The 23,194-nt window shown below is 44.8% G+C and carries 17 protein-coding genes, 2 tRNA genes, 2 rRNA genes and 1 pseudogene; 9 read left to right on the top strand and 13 right to left on the bottom strand.

Annotated elements, in window-relative coordinates; translation table 11 throughout:
• Positions 1 to 159: 159 nt before the first annotated feature.
• From SALWKB2_RS01580 to metK, 5 genes are all read right to left on the bottom strand, one after another.
• Positions 160 to 1,689, bottom strand: a complete 1,530-nt coding sequence (locus tag SALWKB2_RS01580) for a DHA2 family efflux MFS transporter permease subunit (protein WP_025329940.1) — start codon at positions 1,687 to 1,689, stop codon at positions 160 to 162.
• 208 nt (positions 1,690 to 1,897) lie between these two features.
• Positions 1,898 to 3,094, bottom strand: coding sequence for an efflux RND transporter periplasmic adaptor subunit (locus SALWKB2_RS01575; RefSeq protein WP_025329939.1), 1,197 nt, complete (start codon positions 3,092 to 3,094; stop codon positions 1,898 to 1,900).
• 38 nt (positions 3,095 to 3,132) lie between these two features.
• Entirely contained in the window at positions 3,133 to 4,578 is a 1,446-nt protein-coding gene (locus tag SALWKB2_RS01570; RefSeq protein ID WP_025329938.1) for an efflux transporter outer membrane subunit, read from the bottom strand.
• 18 nt (positions 4,579 to 4,596) lie between these two features.
• Entirely contained in the window at positions 4,597 to 5,091 is a 495-nt protein-coding gene (locus tag SALWKB2_RS01565; protein ID WP_025329937.1) for a MarR family transcriptional regulator, read from the bottom strand.
• Positions 5,092 to 5,875: 784 nt separating this feature from the next.
• Positions 5,876 to 7,045, bottom strand: a complete 1,170-nt coding sequence (gene metK, locus SALWKB2_RS01555; RefSeq protein WP_025329935.1) for a methionine adenosyltransferase — start codon at positions 7,043 to 7,045, stop codon at positions 5,876 to 5,878.
• A gap of 103 nt (positions 7,046 to 7,148) precedes the next feature.
• Between metK and SALWKB2_RS01550 the strand changes: the two genes are divergently transcribed.
• Positions 7,149 to 8,021 carry a lysophospholipid acyltransferase family protein gene (locus tag SALWKB2_RS01550; protein WP_025329934.1) on the top strand — a complete coding sequence of 291 codons (873 nt, stop codon included), beginning with the start codon at positions 7,149 to 7,151 and terminating at the stop codon, positions 8,019 to 8,021.
• A 381-nt stretch (positions 8,022 to 8,402) separates the two neighbouring features.
• Here the strand turns inward: SALWKB2_RS01550 and SALWKB2_RS12680 are convergent.
• From SALWKB2_RS12680 to dinG, 4 genes and pseudogenes are all read right to left on the bottom strand, one after another.
• Positions 8,403 to 8,621 (bottom strand): annotated as a pseudogene (locus SALWKB2_RS12680) (tRNA-dihydrouridine synthase); the annotation flags it as partial.
• Positions 8,622 to 8,783: 162 nt separating this feature from the next.
• Positions 8,784 to 9,176 carry a 30S ribosomal protein S9 gene (rpsI, locus tag SALWKB2_RS01540; RefSeq protein ID WP_025329932.1) on the bottom strand — a complete coding sequence of 131 codons (393 nt, stop codon included), beginning with the start codon at positions 9,174 to 9,176 and terminating at the stop codon, positions 8,784 to 8,786.
• A 9-nt stretch (positions 9,177 to 9,185) separates the two neighbouring features.
• A complete protein-coding gene (rplM, locus tag SALWKB2_RS01535; RefSeq protein ID WP_025329931.1) occupies positions 9,186 to 9,614 on the bottom strand; it encodes a 50S ribosomal protein L13 in 429 nt (142 codons plus the stop codon).
• A 144-nt stretch (positions 9,615 to 9,758) separates the two neighbouring features.
• Positions 9,759 to 11,891, bottom strand: coding sequence for an ATP-dependent DNA helicase DinG (gene dinG, locus SALWKB2_RS01530; protein WP_025329930.1), 2,133 nt, complete (start codon positions 11,889 to 11,891; stop codon positions 9,759 to 9,761).
• Between the two features lie 133 nt (positions 11,892 to 12,024).
• Here dinG and SALWKB2_RS01525 point away from each other — a divergent pair, with 133 nt between their 5' ends.
• The 8 genes from SALWKB2_RS01525 (at position 12,025) to trmL (ending at position 19,406) form a co-directional block, all read left to right on the top strand.
• Entirely contained in the window at positions 12,025 to 12,855 is an 831-nt protein-coding gene (locus SALWKB2_RS01525) for a MetQ/NlpA family ABC transporter substrate-binding protein (protein WP_025329929.1), read from the top strand.
• A gap of 285 nt (positions 12,856 to 13,140) precedes the next feature.
• The gene (locus tag SALWKB2_RS01520; RefSeq protein ID WP_025329928.1) at positions 13,141 to 13,740 is read left to right on the top strand and encodes a CDP-alcohol phosphatidyltransferase family protein; all 600 of its coding nucleotides are present in this window, start codon (positions 13,141 to 13,143) and stop codon (positions 13,738 to 13,740) included.
• 1 nt (position 13,741) lies between these two features.
• On the top strand, positions 13,742 to 14,656 hold the full coding sequence (locus tag SALWKB2_RS01515; protein ID WP_025329927.1) for a phosphatidate cytidylyltransferase: 915 nt from the start codon (positions 13,742 to 13,744) through the stop codon (positions 14,654 to 14,656).
• 3 nt (positions 14,657 to 14,659) lie between these two features.
• Complete coding sequence (locus SALWKB2_RS01510; RefSeq protein WP_025329926.1) at positions 14,660 to 15,304, top strand: lysophospholipid acyltransferase family protein; 645 nt, start codon at positions 14,660 to 14,662, stop codon at positions 15,302 to 15,304.
• Entirely contained in the window at positions 15,297 to 17,057 is a 1,761-nt protein-coding gene (locus tag SALWKB2_RS01505) for a bifunctional alpha/beta hydrolase/class I SAM-dependent methyltransferase (protein WP_025329925.1), read from the top strand. Before SALWKB2_RS01510 ends, SALWKB2_RS01505 begins: the two co-directional genes overlap by 8 nt.
• On the top strand, positions 17,054 to 18,376 hold the full coding sequence (locus SALWKB2_RS01500) for a phosphatase PAP2/dual specificity phosphatase family protein (protein ID WP_025329924.1): 1,323 nt from the start codon (positions 17,054 to 17,056) through the stop codon (positions 18,374 to 18,376). The genes SALWKB2_RS01505 and SALWKB2_RS01500 overlap by 4 nt, the downstream gene beginning before the upstream one ends.
• A gap of 119 nt (positions 18,377 to 18,495) precedes the next feature.
• Entirely contained in the window at positions 18,496 to 18,729 is a 234-nt protein-coding gene (locus SALWKB2_RS12160) for a hypothetical protein (protein WP_148295342.1), read from the top strand.
• Between the two features lie 194 nt (positions 18,730 to 18,923).
• Entirely contained in the window at positions 18,924 to 19,406 is a 483-nt protein-coding gene (gene trmL, locus SALWKB2_RS01490; RefSeq protein ID WP_025329922.1) for a tRNA (uridine(34)/cytosine(34)/5-carboxymethylaminomethyluridine(34)-2'-O)-methyltransferase TrmL, read from the top strand.
• 114 nt (positions 19,407 to 19,520) lie between these two features.
• Here trmL and rrf read toward each other — a convergent pair.
• The 4 genes from rrf to SALWKB2_RS01470 form a co-directional block, all read right to left on the bottom strand.
• Positions 19,521 to 19,634, bottom strand: a 5S ribosomal RNA gene (gene rrf / locus SALWKB2_RS01485).
• Between the two features lie 105 nt (positions 19,635 to 19,739).
• Positions 19,740 to 22,629: ribosomal RNA gene (locus tag SALWKB2_RS01480) — 23S ribosomal RNA — on the bottom strand.
• Between the two features lie 326 nt (positions 22,630 to 22,955).
• A tRNA-Ala gene (locus tag SALWKB2_RS01475) sits at positions 22,956 to 23,031 on the bottom strand.
• A gap of 16 nt (positions 23,032 to 23,047) precedes the next feature.
• Positions 23,048 to 23,124, bottom strand: a tRNA-Ile gene (locus tag SALWKB2_RS01470).
• Positions 23,125 to 23,194: the final 70 nt, after the last annotated feature.

The raw sequence follows: 23,194 nt of genomic DNA, 5'->3' as shown, positions 1-23,194 counted from the left end.
CTGCGCTCTATTGTACACAAGCTGCGGTCACTTTACATTCACTGTTGTATATAACTTATTGCAATAACACCAGAGCAAGTGGTGACAGGCAAAATACTCCGGATAAAAATAAATACGGCCTGCAAAGACACAGACCGTATGAACCGGATTACAGACAAACTAATGTGCCCCGCCGCCACCGCCACTGCCAAACGGTGGTCTGGCAAACCACACCAGTACAATCAGAATCAGGAATGTCATCCCATACAGCCAGAACAGATCATTGGCACCCATAATATGAGCCTGCTGCCCTATGGTCTGCTCAATCGAGCCCAGTGGCTGAGTACCACTTAAACCGAGCTGGTTCATCCCCTGAATTGATTCATTCATTGTACTGTTATAAGGATGAATGTTTTCTACCAGTTGTGTATGATGCAAAGCCTCACGTTTATCCCATAACACATTGACCATTGAAGTACCAATACCGCCGGCCAGAATACGCACAAAATTGGAAATACTTGAAGCACTGGCAATCTGTGAACCGGACATATTGGACAAAGTAATCTGGGTTAGCGGCATAAAGAACATAGCCATACCAATCCCCTGCACAAACTGCGGCCAGAATACATCCATAAAACTCATACCGGCATTAAAATTGGTACGCCAGAAGAAACAGATGGCATATACAGTAAAGCTGATGGTTACCAGCACCCGCATATCCAGCCTGTTACCAAACTTACCAATCAATGGCGACAACAATACCGGGAAAATACCGATAGGTGCCGTTGCCAGCCCTGCCCAGGTAGCGGTATAGCCCAACTGCATCTGTAACAGCATCGGCAATAATACAATTGCGCCCATATAGGTCATATAGGCGGTACTAAGCGTAATCACACCTACGGTAAAATTACGGTCTTTAAACAGGCGTAAATCCACAATTGGATATTTTGCATACCATTCCCAGATAACAAAATAGCTCAGACATACTGTGGCAATAACCGCTAATATAATGATTTCATTGGATGAGAACCAATCCAGCTCATGACCACGGTCGAGCATCATCTGTAAGGCACCCACACCTACAACCATCAGGGACAGCCCCATCCGGTCGATTGGCTGGTTTTCGGTTTCAGTTTCGCGTTTTTTCAGCATCTGCCATGAGATACCCGCGGCCAGCAACCCGATTGGCACATTAATAAAGAAAATCCAGCCCCAATGCCAATTGTCACTGATAATCCCACCAAGAATCGGGCCGAAAATCGGTGCCACAATAATCACCATTGACCACATAGCCAGCGCCATCGGGCGCTTTTCCGGCGGATAAGCTGCCATCAGCAGACTTTGTGACAGCGGAATCATCGGACCGGCCACAGCCCCCTGCAATACACGGAAAAACACCAGCAATGCCAGACTGGGGGCAATACCACATAAAAATGAGGCCAGCACAAAGGACAGTGTAGCCACGACAAATACTTTTACTTCACCAAAACGGCGTGCCAGCCAGCCAGTAAGCGGTACAGAAATAGCATTTGCCACAGCAAACGCCGTAATTACCCATGTACCCTGACTGTTGGCTGCACCCAGATTACCGGTAATAGTCGGTAATGCCACATTGGCAATAGTTGAATCCAGCACCTGCATAAAAACGGCCAGTGACAGAGCCACCGTAACCAGAGCAAGTGCCGGACCTTTTAAAGGAGAATGCGTCATTCAAGCAGCCTTATCGCAGAAATATTTTTTATCTGCAGCATATCCGGATAGCTGTACTTACAAGTACAGTCAATACTATTCACAAAGACGATACTTCCGGAATAACAAAAAAATCAGGCAAAATCATTACCATGAATAATGGCTGCTGGCGGCAGAATATGCCCTTCTGCTTTAGCAGCCGTCGGATTATGGTTCAGCATTAACTCAATCAGGGTGCATATTGAGCAAAAATTTCCTCAATCATATTATTGATTGGAGTCCAGTCAATTGCAGCCATATTTCCATTAGTGGGAATCGCATTAGCCGCAGTTAAATCCTGACCATTCTGGTTGCGCGTATTCACTTCAACATCCATTGACAAACCTACCCGCAGCGGATGTGCAGCCAGCTCTTTCGGATCCAGAGCAATCCGCACCGGCACACGCTGTACCACCTTAATCCAGTTACCGGTTGCATTTTGTGCCGGCAACAGTGAGAACGCAGCTCCCGTACCTGCTGACAGACCGGCTACCTTACCGTGATAAGTCACCTTACTGCCATATACATCGGCACTGATTTCCACCGGCTGACCAATACGGATTTTAGCCAGCTGACTTTCCTTAAAGTTTGCATCCACCCACACATTATTCAATGGTACAACCGCCATCAGTGCAGCACCGGTTGCTACCTTCTGCCCTACCTGTACATTACGCTTGGCAACCTGCCCGTCAACCGGAGCCTTAATCTGAGTACGTTGCAAATCCAGCCATGCACTCTTCAGATGACTGACAGCAGTCATCACTGCCGGCTGCTGACGCAGCGGAACATTGTGACCCAATACAGCTTTGGCCGCGCTTTCCTGTCCCTGCATAGCTTTCAGATTAGCCTGTGCTTCCTGTACTGCATCACGCGCATGACTCAGCTCCTCAGCAGAGATGGCATCTGTACCGGCCAGACTCTGGCGGCGCTGTAAGTCAGCCTGCAAACGTTTTAACTGTGCCTGTTGCGCTGCAACCTGTGCACTGGCCTGACGTGATTGAGCAGTCTGCTGCTGATTCTGACGAATCGCATTAATCAACTCATCATGTGCCCGTTCAAACGCCAGCTGCATATCACTATTATCCAGCTCTACCAGCACCTGACCGGCTTTCACAGTTTGCGTATCATCCACATTTACCTTTTGTACCGTACCGGTAATTTGCGGAGTTATCTGTACCAGATGACCATTTACATACGCATCATCGGTAGATTCTTTATGCTGCCAAACCAGCAGATACATCAGCAGACAACCCAGTGCAATCAGCAGAAAAATCACGGTCAGCAACACGAGTTTACGTTTGCGGCCGGCCGGTACACGTTCTGACTGCGGCTGAACCGCCGGTTGTGAGGTGGTTACCGCCTCGTTAGTTTGCTTTTGTTCACTCATACGAAAATAGCTCAATAAAATTTAAAAATAACAGTAAATTAACGAGTAACCTCAGCATCTGACATCTGGAAACCGCCGCCCAGAGAAGCATGCAGACTATTCCAGCTTTGCTGCTGCCAGGCAATGGTTTTAACCAAATCAGCCCGTGCACTCAGAGCAGCGTCTTCACGCTGTAGTCTGGTAATAGCATTGTCCAGACCGGCTGCCTGACGCTTACTGCTGGCAGCCGCATTTTTCTGTGCCACCTGCCATGCCTGCTGCTGTAATGGCAGTGCCACAGTACTGTGCTGATAATCACTAATTGCATCAGCTGCCTGCTGCAAGGCAGTCAATACGGTTTTATCATATTGAGCTACCTGTTCATTATAAGCAGAGCGTTTACCGGATAATGCCGCCTGTAAACTGCCTGAAGTGAATAACGGCAGAGTAATGGCTGGAACAACGCCCAGCATCCGTGAAGAAGAGTGCACCAGATCAAACGCATCGACATGCGCAAGACCTGCCAGACCCTTAATTTCAATATTAGGATAAAAAGCAGCCTCAGCCGCCTTTACACCAAAATAATTTGACTGTAACAACGCCCGCTGTGCAGCAATATCAGGCCGCTGCCCTAAAATATCCGCCCGCAAACCATCAGTCGCAACTGCCGGCACCTTACCCAATGGCTGCGGTACCGCTTCCGGCAACTGGGTCGGCGATAATCCGACCAGTGCCGCAATACCATGACGGGTACGTTCAATATCCGCCTGTGTCTGACGTAAAGCGCTTTGCAAATTCAGCACAGTCTGCGTAAAAGCATACTCATCACTTGCCGGCTGCAAACCTGCGCGAATCCGGTTTGCAACCAGCTTCTGCAACTGCTGATTCACTGCAATACGCTGTTTCAGAATATCCGACTGTTCCTGTAACTGCTGCCATTGCGTATATTGCGACACAATACTCTGGCTCAGTACCAGCCGTGCCTGTTCCTGCTGATAAGAAGCTGCAAGACGGGAACCCAGCGCAGCCTTAATCAGATTACGCTGTCTGCCCCAGAAATCAAAAGTATAATTAACCGCTACCGCAGCCATTTCATTACTGAAAACATGATTCGGGTTATCACCGTCCCGATTTGAGTCAGGCTTCGGATTCAGATAGGCGGCCACACCATTAGCCTGTACCCCGACCTGAACACCAGCTTCGCCTCTGGCACCACGCCATTGAGCCTCAGCTTCTGCAATACGCGCAGCCGCAATACGTAAATCCGGCGCATTGGACAAGCCGGTTTCCACTAATCTGTTTAACAATGGCTGATTCAGCCCAAGCCACCAGTTTTGTTTCACTGCTACAGTCTGCCCTGCCGGCAATTGCAGCTGACCGGCATCCTGTGGATTTTCTAACTCAGGCTGTTTGCCAAAATTGGCACAAGCAGATAACAGCAGCAAAGCAACAGGGCTAACAAGAGCCAGCTGACGTAATCGGGGCGCAGATACAGTTAATTTCATGCAAATCTCAGCAAAAAGTTAAGCAGCGGTTAATAACTTAGTTAACAGCTGCTGTAATTGTTCATATTCCGGTTCACTCAGGGCTGACCATACCTGCCGGTGTACCTCATTGGTTTCCGGACTAACCGTTTGAATCAGATTCTCACCGGCTTTAGTTAGTTTCAGCGTAATTTTGCGCCGGTCATAAGGATGAGTAGAGCGCGTAGCCCAGCCATTAAGCACCAGATCATCCGATAAACGCGTTGCACTGGTACGAGTCAGATTCAGGATACTGCTCAGTTCTGATGGTAAAATCTCATGATTCGGTCGTGAATACACTGCCAGCAATGCATGCCACAGACTTTCTGATAAATGGTGCTTGTGTAAACGTTCATTCAGCTCACCGTGAATCGACGTATGTACCAGACGGATTAACCGGCTGAGCATCACCAACTGAACATTCATGCTTGGCATTTTCACTGCCAGCACCCCTAAAGTAGCTTCCAGTTCGGTAGCAGGAAGAGAAAAACCCATCTTAGAACACCTCAAAATCCAAAAAATAAACCATTTTAATAACCATACCACTTATTATAAATGAAGCTTATTATTTAGCTGAAAATATTCCATCCCTAAAATAGTCACTACCTTAGCAAATTTTTTGAAAAGCCCTCTTATCTATCTGTATATCTGCACATTGCCGGTAACAGTAAATACCCTATACCGTTATCGTTTTTTCCAGCCCGCATCTATCACCTGTCAAATACAATTACTGGAAACAGACTCTACAGACCAGAACAGCAAATTGCTTTAACGCATCATCCGTCGTTGCAGAAATGAAACAACCCGGACAGCATTCAGCAATACCGGTTAACCGGTTTTCAACTCAGACAAACCATCATCCAAACTTGTTAATAATTGACTGCAAAGACCATAAACATAATTATTTTTCTATACAAACCATAAAGTAACAACTCAAAACCATACTTATGTGTTAAGAGCATAATTATATTTAATAACAGATTAAATATAGAGACATTTTGAATTTTTTTACGCCTTATTAACCAGATACCTGTTTTACCAGCTTCTCCACAACAACCTTTGACACCAGCCTTAAACAAAATTGCATCTTCCACTCTGTACAAAACTGCAATTTTCTTAGCAAATACATTACCAATAACGACATAAGCAGCATATTCAGCTTATTCCACAGACAATCTACCGATACAACACCATCACAATATATACATATCCTGACTAACTGCCGCATCAGCAAAAAAACAGGCTGCGTCAAAAGCAGCCTGTTTCTACATAACCAGAATTAAATACCTGCGGCTTCACGCAGCAGTTGCGCTTTATCCGTACGTTCCCAGGTAAATTCAGGCTCTTCACGCCCGAAATGACCATACGCCGCTGTTTTCGCATAAATCGGTCGCTGCAAATCCAGCATTTTAATAATACCTTTCGGACGCAGATCAAAATGTTCCTGCACAATTTCAATCAGCTTGTTTTCATCGATCTTGCCAGTACCGAAAGTATCAATCGCAATCGAAGTAGGCTGTGCAATACCGATAGCATAGGAAATCTGAATCTGACACTGACTGGCCAGACCAGCGGCAACAATATTCTTCGCCACATAACGGCAGGCATAAGCAGCAGAGCGGTCAACCTTGGTAGGATCTTTACCGGAAAAAGCACCACCGCCATGAGGAGCTGCCCCACCATAAGTATCCACAATAATTTTGCGACCAGTAAGACCACAGTCGCCTTGCGGACCACCAATGACAAAACGCCCGGTCGGATTAATCAGATATTGCGTTTCTTCAGTCAGCATATCAGCAGGTAACACCGGCTCAATAATATATTCCTTAACAGCTGCAACCAATTCATCACGTTCGATATCCGGCTCATGCTGCGTAGACAGCACCACAGTATCAATGCGTTTTACCTTTCCGGTTTCACTGTCATACACACAGGTTAACTGTGCCTTGGCATCAGGACGCAGCCACGGCAGTTCACCACTTTTACGCACTTCACTCTGACGCTGCATCAGACGGTGTGCATAATAAATTGCAAACGGCATCAGTGTTGGCGTTTCATCACAGGCATAACCGAACATCAGTCCCTGATCGCCTGCACCCATGTCCAGGTCAAGCCCTTCCCCTTCATTAACCCCCTGAGCAATATCAGGAGACTGCTCGTCATAACACACCATCACCGCACAGCCACTGGCATCAAACCCCAGTTCTGATGAGTTATAACCGATACGTTTAATTGTATCGCGTGCAACCTGTATATAATTAATATGCGCACGTGTAGAAACTTCACCGGCCAGAACACACAAACCGGTATTTACCAGAGTTTCAGCTGCAACACGTGCAGTAGGATCCTGAGTCAGGATAGCGTCTAAAATAGAATCGGAAATCTGGTCGGCAACTTTATCCGGATGACCTTCGGATACCGACTCGGAAGTAAACAGAAATTCACTCATAATTGGCGGATACTTTCTGATGCTAATCAAGCATTATGATGGGCAGTTATAAATGCTTTTGTTACAATGTCGCCCAAATTTTCGAGTTTGAGATACAGAACGGATGCAAAAGCTGGTTTATTTCATATTTTTCCTGTTGGCATTAATCCCCTTACCTGTTTTACAGGGTTTAGGTTCCGTACTGGGGCGCCTTGGCTTTTACTTCGCCACCAGTGAACGTAAACGCACAACTAAAAATCTGCATTTTAGCAAACTTGCCGCCAACGACCAAGAATCAGAAAAACTGGTTAAATCTATTTTTGCAGAAACAGCCAAAAGCGGGCTTGAGTTATCCATAGCCTGGACCCGCTCAAGCAAGCATATCGTCTCATTATTTAAAGAAGTACACGGCTGGGAGTACATAGAAGCCGCTATTGAACGCAACGAAGGTTTGCTTTTAATTACACCACATCTGGGCAATTATGATCTTGCTGGCCGTTTTCTGAGCGAAAAACTGCCTTTTCCGCTTACTGCCATGTACCGCCCGCCTAAAATAAGCTGGCTGGAAAACGTTATGAATAGCGGACGTGTGCGTGATAACGGCTATACCGCTCCTGCCAATATGCTGGGGGTAAAACAGATTGTACGTGCATTAAAAAATAAGCAGGCTACCATTGTACTGCCCGATCAGGTACCCGGCGAAGGAGAAGGTGTATGGGCAACCTTTTTTGGTCAGCCTGCCTACACCATGACCCTGGCCTCCCGTCTGGCTATCATGCCTGAAGTAACCCCCCTGTTCTTCTGCGGCGAACGCCTGCCGCACGGTCGCGGCTTTGCCCTTCATATCGCACCGCTTGAAGGCACACTCAACGGCAACCGCGAGCATGATGCACAGATTATTAATAATAATGTTGAAAAATGGGTAACACGTTTCCCAAGCCAGTACCTGTTTGGCTATAACCGGTACAAATGGCGTAAAAACAGACCTGCTACCTAAAAAAATCATCAAAAAATTAGCAAACTATATCTTATACAAACAATATAGAAATCACAGAAGAATTATCCTTAAATTATAATTATTCGGAAATTATTTAATACATTATTTAATTAAAAATCGTCATATCAATTTAATAAATATTTATCGAGTATGATCTGAAATTAGATTAAATAAAATTATATAGATTAATTTCTACTAGATACAAATCATTAATTATTATTAATAAAACAGATATATTAATCTTAAAATTAATACCAAAAGTATAAATAATTTGTTTAGCAAAAATATTAAACAATTATCTAATTATGATTTGTTTTATTTTTATTAAATTATATAACTTGTAATTTTTTGCTTTTATATTTGCCCGTAAAACTCGACTTAATCCAGACCGATGCGATGCTTAATCGTAACCGGAATATTAACCGTTTCCTGCATAGCATTAAGCATTGTGCTACCAGTTCAACCACGCATCAGACAGATACCAAAAGCACCTTGCCGTACCCGCGAGCTAGTGCTGAGGCAGCCGCAGTTCAGATTAATTTCATCATACTCATAACCAGCAGCAATTTTAACAGCCTGTACTAGAACTGCCGGCTTACTGCGCCATCTAGCTGCTAAGCAATAGATTGCTCCTGCGGATAATATACCAGTAATCTGTTTCAGAATTTACAATATATCTTTATTGACCTATTCACAAAAAAAAAAGAGCCAATAAAGGCTCTTTTTTGAATATATAAACTGTTTTGGTAGTGGCAATACAGATTAACGTTTTGAGAACTGTTTTGCACGGCGTGCTTTGCGGAGACCGAATTTTTTACGTTCAACTTCACGTGCATCACGAGTAACCAGACCAGCAGCAGACAGAGTTGGTTTCAGAGCTGCATCGTAATCAATCAGTGCACGGGTAATGCCATGACGAATTGCACCAGACTGACCGGTTTCACCGCCGCCTACTACATTTACTTTAATATCGAAAGCTTCGAGATTTTCAGTCAGTACCAGAGGCTGACGAACAATCATGCGGCCGGTTTCGCGACCGAAAAATTCATCCAGCGGACGACCATTTACAATAATCTGACCGCTACCCTTTTGCAGGAAAACACGAGCCACTGAACTTTTGCGGCGACCCGTGCCGTAGTAATATTTACCGTTCATTGCGTGTCCTTAGATATCCAAAACTTTAGGTTGTTGAGCAGCATGACCATGTTCTGCAGTAGCATATACTTTCAGTTTTTTAATCATGGCATAGCCCAGCGGGCCTTTAGGTAACATACCTTTAACGGCTTTTTCCAGCGCACGGCCAGGAAACTGGTTTTGCATTTCAGCAAAAGTGCGCTCATAAATACCACCAGGAAAACCTGAGTGGCGATAGTATTTTTTGTCAGTCTGTTTCTGACCAGTCACACGCAGTTTGTCAGCGTTAATTACAATAATGTAATCACCAGTATCAACATGTGGCGTGTATTCTGGCTTATGTTTGCCACGCAGACGGCGGGCGATTTCAGCAGCCAGACGACCCAGAACTTTGTCTTGAGCATCAACCACATACCAATCGCGCTTCACCTCATGGGGCTTAGCTGAAAAGGTTTTCATAAAAGCTAATCCAGATAAATATACGAAAGCTTCTAATATTAAAGATTAATCAATTGATTGTCAATTGCTGTACAGGGTTTGTATGACAATTTCCCTGTACTGAGCAGGATACAGTTGCATTGATGATTACATCTGTAGTCATATTCAGCCGATACGTCTGAAAGGTGGTAAACACGCCAGTAACTGTTTACCATATCGCGCAGTCAGAATACGATTATCCAGAATAGTAACCCGGCCGTAATCCGTTTCAGTCCGAATCAGCCGCCCTACAGCCTGAATCAGCTTGATACTGGCTTCCGGCACAGTAATCTCCATAAACGGGTTACCGCCGCGTGCCTCTATCCACTGATTGCGGGTTTTCTCAATCGGATTATCCGGCATAGCAAACGGCAGCTTGGCAATAATGACCTGCACACACATCTCACCGGGTAAATCCAGACCTTCAGCGAAACTGTCCAGACCGAAAATAATACTTGGACGACCGGCAGCAATTGCCTCATGATGGCGCTCTAATAATATCTGTTTAGGTATTTCTCCCTGCACCAGCAATAAGGGCAAATGACTATCCGGCAATTTCAGCGCGACCTCCTGCATTTGCCGCCGTGAAGAAAATAATACCAGCGTCCCAATAGGTTCGCTTTCATTAATCAGCTTCGGCAGCCAATTAACAATTTCACTGGTATGCGCTGCCGCATCTTTCGGGCTGGCTGTCAGTGCCGGTATATACAGCTCACCCTGTTCTGCAAAATGAAACGGGCTGTCCAGTGCCAGCATAGTAGTATCAGGCAGCCAGCTCAGGCCTGTTTGTTTTAACAGTAAATCAAATGTACCCAGTGAGCGCAGTGTGGCCGAAGTCAGCAATGCCCCTGCTGCCCGCCGCCACAAACCACTGGCCAGCTTACTGGCACTGGTAATGGGAGAGGCATGAAAGTTGTAGTCAACCTTATCTTTAGCTATCCGGGTAATCCATTTAGCCAGTGGTGCTTCGCCTTCAACTTTTTCCATGGACATTAAATCCCATACATCCACGACCTGTTCAGTTCGCGCCAGCAGCATGCCCAAATCCGTACTGAGCTGATCAAGCAGGCTGTTATCCTTATTCTTATCCCGTCTGGAGGCAGATAATGCCTCATTCATACCATTTAAATGTTTCAGCAGCATTCGTGCGGCGATAGCGGTATTATTTACCAGCATATTCAAACTCGATGGTATTTCACCATCCGGCCACAGCCAGCTGCTTTCTTCGATACCGTCCTGTACTGCCAGACTGGGTTCATCAGCCAGACAAATCAGCCATTCCTGCAAACTTTCCTGCAAACCCGATGCAGCTTCAACAGCCAGCACTGCAAGTTCACTTTTATCCAGCACACCAGCTACTTTATCTACAATATTACCAATCCGGTCTAAAAACCATAATGTCTGATTCAAACTATGTTCAGCCGCAAATTGCTGTAAAGCTTTATGCGGTAAATGGTGCGCTTCATCGATACAATAAAAACTGTTGGCCGGTGCCGGCAAAATTACACCACCGCCCATGCCGATATCAGCCAGCAGTAAATCATGATTGGCTACCACAACATTCACCGTTTCCAGCGTCTCCCGCGCCAGAAAAAAAGGACACTCGGCGCGGTTCGGGCACCCGGATTTCAAACAACCATGGCGATCATTAGTTACTTTCTGCCATAAACCGTCGTCAATTTGTTCCGGCCATGTATCCCGGTCTCCATTAAAAGTACGGGCAGCAAACTGATCTGCCATATTACGCAATACTGCCAATTCTTCTTTTTTAGGCTTCCGCTCCCAGAGTACCATTTGTGGTTCAAAACCCTGCAAACTGTCCTGTGCGTTTAATTGGGTTAATTGATACAGTTTATAGGGACATAAATAACGTCCGCGTCCTTTAGCCAGAGCAAAACTAAGACTCAGTCCGCTGTGTCTGACTACAAACGGTAAATCACGCCCGACCAGTTGTTCCTGCAAGGCAACAGTCGCACTGCTTACTACCAGTATTTTGCCGCGCGTCTGCGCCATAATTCCGCCGGCAAGTAAATATGCCAGACTTTTACCCACTCCTGTCGGCCCCTCTACTACAACGATAGACTCACCATTGCGCTCCGGTGCATCCTCACCATCCTGCTGTTGCTGAGTGCGTGAAAATGCATTGGCAACAGCTGCAATCATTTCCCGCTGTGCCTGCCGGGGCCGGAAATTAGGCAAACTTCTGGCAATACTTTGGTAATGATCACGTATGGCGTTTTTTTCTAAATCAGTAAGCATAACAATTCAAACAATAGGTAAATAGCATAAACCCATATTCTTTTTAGTAGTAAAGTTATTTAAAATCAGTATATTTACAAACTAATTCCAATTATATACTTAAATTCCATATTAAATTTTTAGCAGGCACATTATGAACAAAATTATCTATTTCGTTTTATTCTGTCTCGTGACAACAGGTCTTATTGCCTGCTCTAAAACTCAGCAAGATTCCACAGCAGACAGTACGACCAAAAAAGAGCTGGTTTTTGGTGCCTCTGCTATGCCTTACAGCACAGTATTTGAACAAGGCATTAAACCTATTCTGGAAAAACAGGGCTACACCATTAAAACCATGAATTTTTCCACGCTGGAAGTGAATAATCAATCTGTTAATAATGGTCAGGTTGATTTTAATCTGGATCAGCATACTGCCTATCTTAATGTCTTTAACCGTGAAAAAGGTACACATCTGTATCCTTTGGTACATATCCCTACCATACCGGCTGCCATTTACTCAGACAAATACACATCCTTTCAGCAGGCGCCTAATGGTGCTACTGTGCTGATTCCCAGTGATCCGGCCAATACTTCACGTGCATTGCGCATTCTGACCGATAATCATTTCATTCAGCTCAAATCCGGCACTAACCCGATACTGGCAACATCCAGAGACATTGTCAGCAATCCAAAACAATTGAAAATTAAAGAAATGGATTCAGTCATGATTCCGCGCACACTGGGTGAAGTAGATTTCGGTTTCGCCTCCGGTGGAATTGCTTACCAGTCTAAACTTGATCCGAAAAAAGCCGTACTTCGTGAAAAAGTAATTCCGGAAATGGAAATGGTGGTTACCATTAATGAAAAAAATAAAGATACCCAGTGGGCAAAAGACTTAAAAGCAGCCTATCAATCACCAGAATTTAAACAATTTATGCAGAAATACAATCAAAATCAGATGTGGGCACTCCCACAAGGTGAATAAACCTATCTCATCCTGAAAATTGCCGGTAATACTATCACGCATTACCGGCAATTCATCTATAAATTCATCATGTAACAGTAAAAATTTAAAAACGTATAAGCAGATCACTAATTATTAATCAAAACACTGAAAATAAATCCCGCACTGTAATATTTATTAACGCGTGTTTTGCAGTATGGCTCAATAAAGCAGTACAGCAGCCTAACATGTTTAATAAAAATAACAAAACAAAAGTTTTAAATACATTTTATAATATAGAAATTACATAACTTAATTTATAAAAGCATGACTCTTTACAGTATCAAACCTGCTTTTCAAAAATTATTACGCCCGCTCATGTTCTGGCTGTATCGAAAAGGCGTTACAGCAAACCACATTACCCTTTCTGCAATTGGTCTTTCTGTATTAATCGGTGTCATACTGGCTATTTTTCCGCATCCGGGATTATTCTGGCTGCTACCGATTACATTATTTATCAGAATGGCGCTCAATGCACTGGATGGCATGCTTGCTCGTGAATGTAACCAGCAAAGCCGGCTTGGTGCTGTCTTAAATGAATTGGGTGATGTCTTATCTGATATTGCCTTATATGTGCCGTTCATTCTGTTACCGGGCAGTAATACAACTGTGGTACTAGTAATGCTCTTTTGTGCAGTACTTACGGAATTCTGCGGCATTCTTGCTCAAACAATTAATGGCATCCGCAGCTATGCGGGTCCCATGGGTAAAAGTGATCGTGCCCTGATTTTCGGTACATGGTCTTTATTACTGGCTATCTGGCCAGAATTAACATCATGGAACAATTTGCTGTGGTGTATATCAATTGTCTTACTGGTCTGGACTTGTGTTAACCGTTGTCGCAGTGCACTGATCGGAGAACACTGATATGCTGTTGCAAAAATCCTTACTGGTCATTTTCAGCCTTTTATTACTGGCTACAGTTATCAATGGCTTATTAGTGTGCCTGAAACGGGATAAAGACTGGCATGAACTCACACTGCGTATTCGAACGTGGTGGATTATTATTATACTGTTTTCTCTGGCATTAATCAGTCCATCCTGGTTAGGGATATGTTTTTTTGCTCTGGTCAGCTTTATGGCGTTAAAAGAATATTTAACGCTGGTACCGGCACGCCATGCAGACCGTATGCCTATCCTGTGGATGTTTATCACTATTCCGATTAATTACTGGTTTATTGGCAGTAACTGGTACGGTTTTTTTATTATATTTATTCCGGTATATATGTTCCTGTTTTTACCGGCACGAATGGTTATTGCTGGTGATACCAAACATTTTCTGCGTACAGTGTCTCAATTGCAGTGGGGTTTGATGACCACTGTATTTGCTTTCAGCCATGTTGCCAGTTTGCTGGTACTGCCGAATGATCATCAGCAAACTGGTGCACTATTGGTACTGTTCCTTGTGGGTTTAACAGAATTCAATGATATTACTCAATACTTGTGGGGTAAATCTCTGGGTAAAATCAAAATAACACCTAAAGTCAGCCCGAACAAAACTCTGGCCGGACTACTTGGCGGCATAGCCAGCACGACAATTGCAGCCATGCTGCTGGGTCCTATACTGACACCTCTGAGCTGGGAAATGTCCTTACTTGCCGGTCTGATCATCAGTATAAGCGGATTCTGTGGTGATATTGTCATGTCTGCAATCAAGCGGGATATTGGTATTAAAGACAGCGGCACGATATTACCCGGTCACGGAGGTATTCTTGATCGTCTGGACTCATTGATTTTTACTGCACCGGTATTTTTTCATTTCGTTCGCTATTTTTACTACTAAATCATGCTTAAATCATTACTCAAACCCTTATTTGCATTATGTATAGAATGGCCGTTTATGCGTTTCTGGCTGGGTTTGCGTATTCATCAGCATCACAATCTGCCTAAACAGGGTCCGGCAATCATTGTTGCTAATCATAATAGCCACATGGATGTATTTGCACTGATGGGTCTATACTCACCTTTACAGCAAAATCAGATTCATCCGGTAGCTGCAGCAGATTACTTTCTGAGTAATAAATGGCTGGCCTGGTTTGCAATTAATATTCTCAACATTATTCCGGTTACCCGTCAGAATGGCGGTCAGAACAATCCGCTTCAGGGCTGTGAAGAAGCCTTACGTCAAAACAAAATCCTTATCCTATTTCCAGAAGGCTCTCGTGGCGAACCCGGAAAAATGCAACCGCTCAAATCAGGTATCTGGTATTTAAGCGCTGCTATGCCAACTGTACCCATCATTCCGGTATGGCTACAGGGAACTGAACAGATTATGGCTAAAGGTAATCGTATTCCGCTGCCCCTATTTATAGACATTAATATTGGTAGTGCCATGTATTACCAGCCGGATAAGGACCAGTTTAAAGCAGATTTATTAAATAATTTACTCGCATTGCGTCCGCAATATACGAAAAGAGATTCTGATGACTGAACAACGCCAAGCAAAAGAAAGTACATTTTATACCAGCGATAAACAAGAATTATTTTATCGACACTGGCCTGCAATTACCTCCGGCACAATACGTAAAGTTATTGTATTGTTTCACCGCGGACATGAACATTCTGGTCGTTTGCAGCACATTGTGGATGAGCTGAACATGCCGGATACGGATTTTTATGCATGGGATGCCCGCGGGCATGGCCACTCTCCCGGCCCTCGCGGTTACAGCCCGTCTCTGGCTCGTTCTGTACAGGATGTGGATGAATTTATGCATTTTGTTGCCGCAGACAGCCAAACTCCCCTTTCGAATATCATAGTGATTGCCCAGAGTGTGGGAGCGGTACTGGCAGCAACATGGGCACATGATTATGCCCCGAAAATTCGCGGACTTGTATTAGCCTCTCCTGCATTTAAAGTAAAACTGTACGTGCCGTTTGCCCGGCCATTGCTTAGTTTCGGACAATATGTGAAAGGTCTGTTCTTTGTTAATTCCTATGTCAAAGGCAAGTATCTGACCCATGATCCTGAACGTGTTAACAGTTTTAATAACGATCCGCTGATTACCCGTGCAATTGCAGTAAATATTTTACTGGATTTATACCGTACAGCCGACCGCGTCATCGAAGATGCCGCTGCTATTACTTTACCTACACAACTGCTGATATCCGGTCAGGATTATGTAGTGCACAGGCAACCACAACTGGATTTCTATCAGCGTATTCGCAATCCGCTCAAAGAAATGCACATTCTGCCCGGTTTTTATCACGACACATTGGGCGAACTTAACCGAGAAGAAGCTTTTACAAAAATTCGCAGCTTTATCGATACCTTATATCAGCAGCCAGTAGCCGCTTTTAATTATCAGCATGAAGATCGCTGGAGCCCGAGTGCAGATAACTGGCGTGAATTAAGCGGCGGACCGGTTCCGCTTTCTTTCAGTGCCTTCAGTTATCGTGCCTTACATAAAGGTATGACAACCCTTGGTAAACTTTCTAATGGCATTAAACTGGGTTGTGAAACTGGCTTTGATTCCGGCAGTACACTGGATTATGTTTATCAGAATCAGCCTCAGGGTCAAAACTGGCTGGGAAAACAATTTGACAAAGCCTATCTCAATAGCATTGGCTGGCGAGGTATCCGGCAACGCAAAATTAATCTGGAATATATGATTAAACAAGCTGTATCAAAACTACAGGAAGAAAATCTTCCGGTTCGGGTTGTTGATATTGCTGCCGGTCATGGCAGGTATGTTATTGAAGCATTATCTAATATCAATGTAGTTGAAGAAATTTTATTACGCGACTACAGTGAACTTAATGTCAGCAAAGGTCAGCAGATGATTGCTGATTATGGTTTAAGCAATAAAGCGCGATTTGAAATTGGTGATGCCTTCAATCAGGAACAACTCGCAGCACTTACACCTCAGCCGACACTGGGTATTGTTTCCGGACTGTATGAACTTTTTCCGGATAACTCTCTGTTACGCAATTCACTAAATGGTTTAGCAGCTGCTATCCCTGCCGGTGGTATCCTGATTTACACCAATCAACCCTGGCACCCACAATTGAAAACCATTGCATGGTCTTTAACCAGCCATCGTCAGGGTCAGCCGTGGATTATGCGTAATCGTTCTCAAGGTGAAATGGATGCTCTGGTAAGTGCAGCCGGTTTTGATAAATGTGCACAAATTATTGATGAATGGGGGATTTTCAGCGTATCCATGGCAATTCGCCGTGCATCATGAATTTGCGTAGTCAATTAAACTGTCTGGCAGTAGGCTGGTTAATCATTCTGGCGCCGTTTTTCTTGGTAATGTATGAACTGGTTAATCAGTTTACTGCCACACGAGCTGATATTAATAGTGTGGTATATAGCTGGGAACAATACATCCCGTTTATTCCACTCACCATTATTCCTTACTGTAGTCTGGCTTTGCTTTATAGTATATCTTTATTTTTGTGTCGCTCTGTATCTGAACAGACTCGTCAGGCCTGCCGGTTAGTATTAGCTTCTACAATAGCCTGTATCAGTTTTTTACTATTTCCTCTTCGTTTTAGCTTTATCCGTCCCAAAGTTGAAGGTTTTACCGGCTGGTGGTTTTATCAGCTGGAGCAGTTTAATTTATCTTATAATCAGTCTTCAATACTCTATATCATCCTAAGCTGGCTGCTGTGGCAACACTTTTTACAACATACTCCTAAACGTCTGCGCTGGCTGATTCATTGCTGGTTTCTGTTAATTAGTATTTCTGTATTGACGACATGGCAACATCATTTTATTGATGTAATCATCGGCGTCGCTATTGGTATGTTTATTGACTGGCTAATACCGGTTAAAAAAATACCAAAAACCCATATTCATATACCGTGTACACAGTCAAAAAAGCTGACTAAGTATTATGCAACAGCAGCGCTTGTGTGCTTATGTTTTGGAATTTATTCTACTCCGTGGTTATTATGGCTGGCATTATCTTTATTTATTGTCAGTTGTTCATATCATTTTGGTGTTAATACAATATATAAATCACAGCATGGCAAATATTCAGCGGCTACTTATATTCTGTTATTTCCCTGGCGATGTCTGATGACTATTTCCAGATGGCTGTATACCCGTAAAATTCCTGCTATCAGCCCAATCAATGAGCACATTTTTATGGGTAGTTATCCTTGCAGCAGTGTTAAACAAAAAGCCATTCTGGATTTAACATTCGAATTTCCACGCGCCCAATCTACATATAATCGTGTGTATAGATGTATACCGATGCTGGATCTGGTTTGCCCCAGTATGTTGCAATTGCAACAAGCTGTCAGTGAATTAGAAAAATTACGTACACAGCACAATAGTGTTTTAATCCATTGCTCATTGGGACTATCACGTAGTGCCATTGTAGTAGTAGCATGGCTGCTGGCTTTTGATAATTTTAAAACTGTAGAACAGGCCTGTACATTTGTGCAGCAACAACGCCCGCAAATTGTACTAGGCTCCAAACATATGGAACTCCTTGAGCAATGGCATATCAGCATAACCCAGAATCCAATGAACATAAACTTAGTAAAGTGTTAGTCAGCCACACATTAGCAAGCTGGCGCTTTTTGTTATTGATGGCATTAATACCTTTATTATGGGCAATATTTTGCGCACCTGCCGGCTTAATACGATCACTGATCACAGCTGGGGCCGGTATGGTTATTTATCAATGCTGGCGGCTATGGCTGGATAATCATTATTTTTCTGAACTCACTCAGGAAAATAACCGGCAGGCTGGTATTATTCTTACTTCTATTTGGCAAAAACAAAAACTGCAAGATTTTACTTTGGAACAAAGATATCAGGGAGCACTGAAGCAACTCAAATATTCCTTAATAAGCTGTGCTCTACTCTGGCTAATCTGGATTATTACTTTATTGTTTAAATGAAATATCTGTAGATTTAATGATAAAAATAAGATTAATCTATGTTAAATTAAAATGGTATAGAAATTTTCTATCTATAAACAGTTAAGCGAATAAGCGATATATCTGTCACATTCTTCATTCGAAGCAATAGTCACTTAAATTTTCAATATAGATTATACTAATCATCTTTTTTGTATCAATAAAAAACTAATCAGATGAGTCTGCACATAGCTCTGTATCAACCCCAAATTCCTGCTAATACCGGCAATATCGCCCGTACTTGTGCCGGAACACATACCAGTCTGCATTTAATCCATCCTTTAGGTTTCTCTACAGATGACAAGATGCTTAAGCGTGCTGGTCTGGATTACTGGCCTCATGTAGATATTCATTATCATGACAGTCTGGAAGCATTCATCGGCATGACTGAAACTCAAACTAATGCACAAGTCTACCTGATAGAAACCTACGGCACACGCAACTACACTCAGTTCGACTACAGCGACCCCAATCAGCAAATCTACTTTCTCTTTGGTCGCGAAACCACCGGATTGCCCCGGGCATTCGCACAGGCTCGCGCCGAGCAATGTCTGCGTATTCCGCAGTCAGAGCACATCCGCTCACTGAACCTGTCCAACGCCGCCGCCATCGTTCTCTACGAAGCACTGCGTCAGCAGTCCTTCCCCTCTCTGGCCTAGATACAGCAACAGCAGCCATCAGGCTGCTGCGGTATTGTTTTTTCTTCTGTGGTACTTCTCAGTACTTAAAGTAAGAAACCCGGTTGACTAATCAACCGGGTTCTTCTATGGGGAGTCTGGCGGTGTCCTACTTTCACATGGGCAATCCATACTATCATCGGCGCTAGGTCGTTTCACGGTCCTGTTCGGGATGGGAAGGCGTGGGACCAACCCGCTATGGCCGCCAGACATTAAACTGTCAAATCAGAAAGCCTTAATCTCGGTGATGATGTGTATTCATCAGTAAGCTTTATCATTCTCTGTGCATTTACTGCACGAAGTCCTTCAAATGATAGAGTCAAGCCTCACGAGCAATTAGTATCGGTTAGCTCCAAGTGTTACCACTCTTCCACACCCGACCTATCAACGTCCTGGTCTCGAACGTCTCTTTAGAGGGATTAAATCCCTAGGGAAGTCTCATCTTCAGGCGAGTTTCACGCTTAGATGCTTTCAGCGTTTATCTCTTCCGAACTTAGCTACCCGGCGATGCGACTGGCGTCACAACCGGTACACCAGAGGTTCGTCCACTCCGGTCCTCTCGTACTAGGAGCAGCCCCCGTCAAACTTCCAACGCCCACTGCAGATAGGGACCAAACTGTCTCACGACGTTTTAAACCCAGCTCACGTACCACTTTAAATGGCGAACAGCCATACCCTTGGGACCGACTACAGCCCCAGGATGTGATGAGCCGACATCGAGGTGCCAAACTCCGCCGTCGATATGAACTCTTGGGCGGAATCAGCCTGTTATCCCCGGAGTACCTTTTATCCGTTGAGCGATGGCCCTTCCATTCAGAACCACCGGATCACTATGTCCTGCTTTCGCACCTGCTCGACTTGTCGGTCTCGCAGTTAAGCTACCTTGTGCCATTGTACTATCAGTCCGATTTCCGACCGGACCTAGGTAACCTTCGAACTCCTCCGTTACTCTTTGGGAGGAGACCGCCCCAGTCAAACTGCCTACCATGCACGGTCCCCGATCCAGATGATGGATCCGGGTTAGAACCTCAAAGTCACCAGGGTGGTATTTCAAGGACGGCTCCACAAGAACTAGCGTTCCTGCTTCTTAGCCTCCCACCTATCCTACACAAGTGACTTCAAAGTCCAATGCAAAGCTACAGTAAAGGTTCACGGGGTCTTTCCGTCTAGCAGCGGGGAGATTGCATCTTCACAACCATTTCAACTTCGCTGAGTCTCAGGAGGAGACAGTGTGGCCATCGTTACGCCATTCGTGCGGGTCGGAACTTACCCGACAAGGAATTTCGCTACCTTAGGACCGTTATAGTTACGGCCGCCGTTTACTGGGGCTTCGATCCGATGCTTGCACATCTTCAATTAACCTTCCAGCACCGGGCAGGCGTCACACCCTATACGTCCACTTTCGTGTTTGCAGAGTGCTGTGTTTTTATTAAACAGTCGCAGCCACCTATTCTCTGCGACCTCTCATAGCTTACGGAGTAAATCCTTCACCATAAGAGGCATACCTTCTCCCGAAGTTACGGTATCAATTTGCCGAGTTCCTTCTCCTGAGTTCTCTCAAGCGCCTTAGAATTCTCATCCTACCCACCTGTGTCGGTTTGCGGTACGGTTTCATTCAAACTGTAGCTTAGTGGCTTTTCCTGGAAGCGTGGTATCAGTCACTTCGTGTCCGTAGACACTCGTCATCACTTCTCGGTGTTGAGCACCCGGATTTGCCTAAGTGCTCCACCTACCGGCTTAAACGATCTATTCCAACAGATCGATGACCTAACCTTCTCCGTCCCCACATCGCATTTGAATCAAGTACAGGAATATTAACCTGTTTCCCATCGACTACGCATCTCTGCCTTGCCTTAGGGGCCGACTCACCCTACGCCGATGAACGTTGCGTAGGAAACCTTGGGTTTTCGGCGACAGGGCTTTTCACCCTGTTTATCGCTACTCATGTCAACATTCGCACTTCTGATACCTCCAGCATGCTTCTCAACACACCTTCTTCGGCCTACAGAACGCTCCCCTACCATGCCAGTTAACTGACATCCGCAGCTTCGGTTACAGATTTGAGCCCCGTTACATCTTCCGCGCAGGACGACTCGACCAGTGAGCTATTACGCTTTCTTTAAATGATGGCTGCTTCTAAGCCAACATCCTGGCTGTCTGGGCCTTCCCACTTCGTTTACCACTTAATCTGTCATTTGGGACCTTAGCTGGCGGTCTGGGTTGTTTCCCTCTTGACACCGGACGTTAGCACCCGATGTCTGTCTCCCGAGGAACCACTTGATGGTATTCTTAGTTTGCCATGGGTTGGTAAGTCGCAATGACCCCCTAGCCATAACAGTGCTTTACCCCCATCAGTGTCTTGCTCGAGGCACTACCTAAATAGTTTTCGGGGAGAACCAGCTATCTCCGAGTTTGTTTAGCCTTTCACCCCTATCCACAGCTCATCCCCGCATTTTGCAACATGCGTGGGTTCGGTCCTCCAGTACCTGTTACGGCACCTTCAACCTGGCCATGGATAGATCACTCGGTTTCGGGTCTACACCCAGCAACTCAACGCCCTATTAAGACTCGGTTTCCCTGCGCCTCCCCTAATCGGTTAAGCTCGCTACTGAATGTAAGTCGTTGACCCATTATACAAAAGGTACGCAGTCACGGATTGCTCCGCTCCCACTGTTTGTATGCATCAGGTTTCAGGTTCTATTTCACTCCCCTCCCGGGGTTCTTTTCGCCTTTCCCTCACGGTACTGGTTCACTATCGGTCGATGATGAGTATTTAGCCTTGGAGGATGGTCCCCCCATCTTCAGACAGGATTTCTCGTGTCCCGCCCTACTTTTCGTATACTTAGTACCGCCTCTGAAATTTCGAATACGGGGCTATCACCCTCTACGGCCAAGCTTCCCAGCTTGTTCTTCTATCTCAGTGACTATCATATACTGGCTCCTGCGCGTTCGCTCGCCACTACTTGCGCAATCTCGGTTGATTTCTTTTCCTCTGGGTACTTAGATGGTTCAGTTCTCCAGGTTCGCTTCTCTGTACCTATGTATTCAGTACAGGATACCATGCTTATACATGGTGGGTTTCCCCATTCGGATATCGCGGGATCACAGCTCTATTGCCAGCTCCCCCACGCTTTTCGCAGGCTTACACGTCCTTCTTCGCCTATCATCGCCAAGGCATCCACCTGATGCACTTATTCACTTGACTCTATCATTTCAAGAACCTCCTGACTTCGTCAGCATACCGTTGACTAGTATCTCTGACTTAAGGCCTTTACTCTCATAAAGCTTACTGCTTTGGTTGTCTGAACAACGCCTTTTGTGCTCGTTGTTCAGCGATACAATCATCACCCAATTCTTGCAGCACTTCTCTTCTTCTGTCTCCAGAATCAGTTCTATGCTCCAATCTTTGTTTGTTGATTTCGGCTTTCCAATTTGTTAAAGATCGATGCGTTACTTCGCAAATTAAAATCAGCTCTCTGAACTGCCTTTAATTTCCAAAGTATTTTACTGAACCCAACCTCCTCAGAGTGGTGGTGGAGGCAAACGGGATCGAACCGATGACCCCCTGCTTGCAAAGCAGGTGCTCTACCAACTGAGCTATGCCCCCTCTGTCCTTAAATAAGTGGTGGGTCTGGGAGGACTTGAACCTCCGACCCCACGCTTATCAAGCGTGTGCTCTAACCAGCTGAGCTACAAACCCAGTTTATTCAGTCTCTTCTCGCATCTTTTCAGTTTACCGATAAGTGTGAATGCCAATCAGCCCCTTCTTT

This window comes from Snodgrassella alvi wkB2, from assembly GCF_000600005.1.
GTDB lineage: Bacteria > Pseudomonadota > Gammaproteobacteria > Burkholderiales > Neisseriaceae > Snodgrassella > Snodgrassella alvi.
This window is presented reverse-complemented; position numbering and strand designations above follow the sequence as displayed.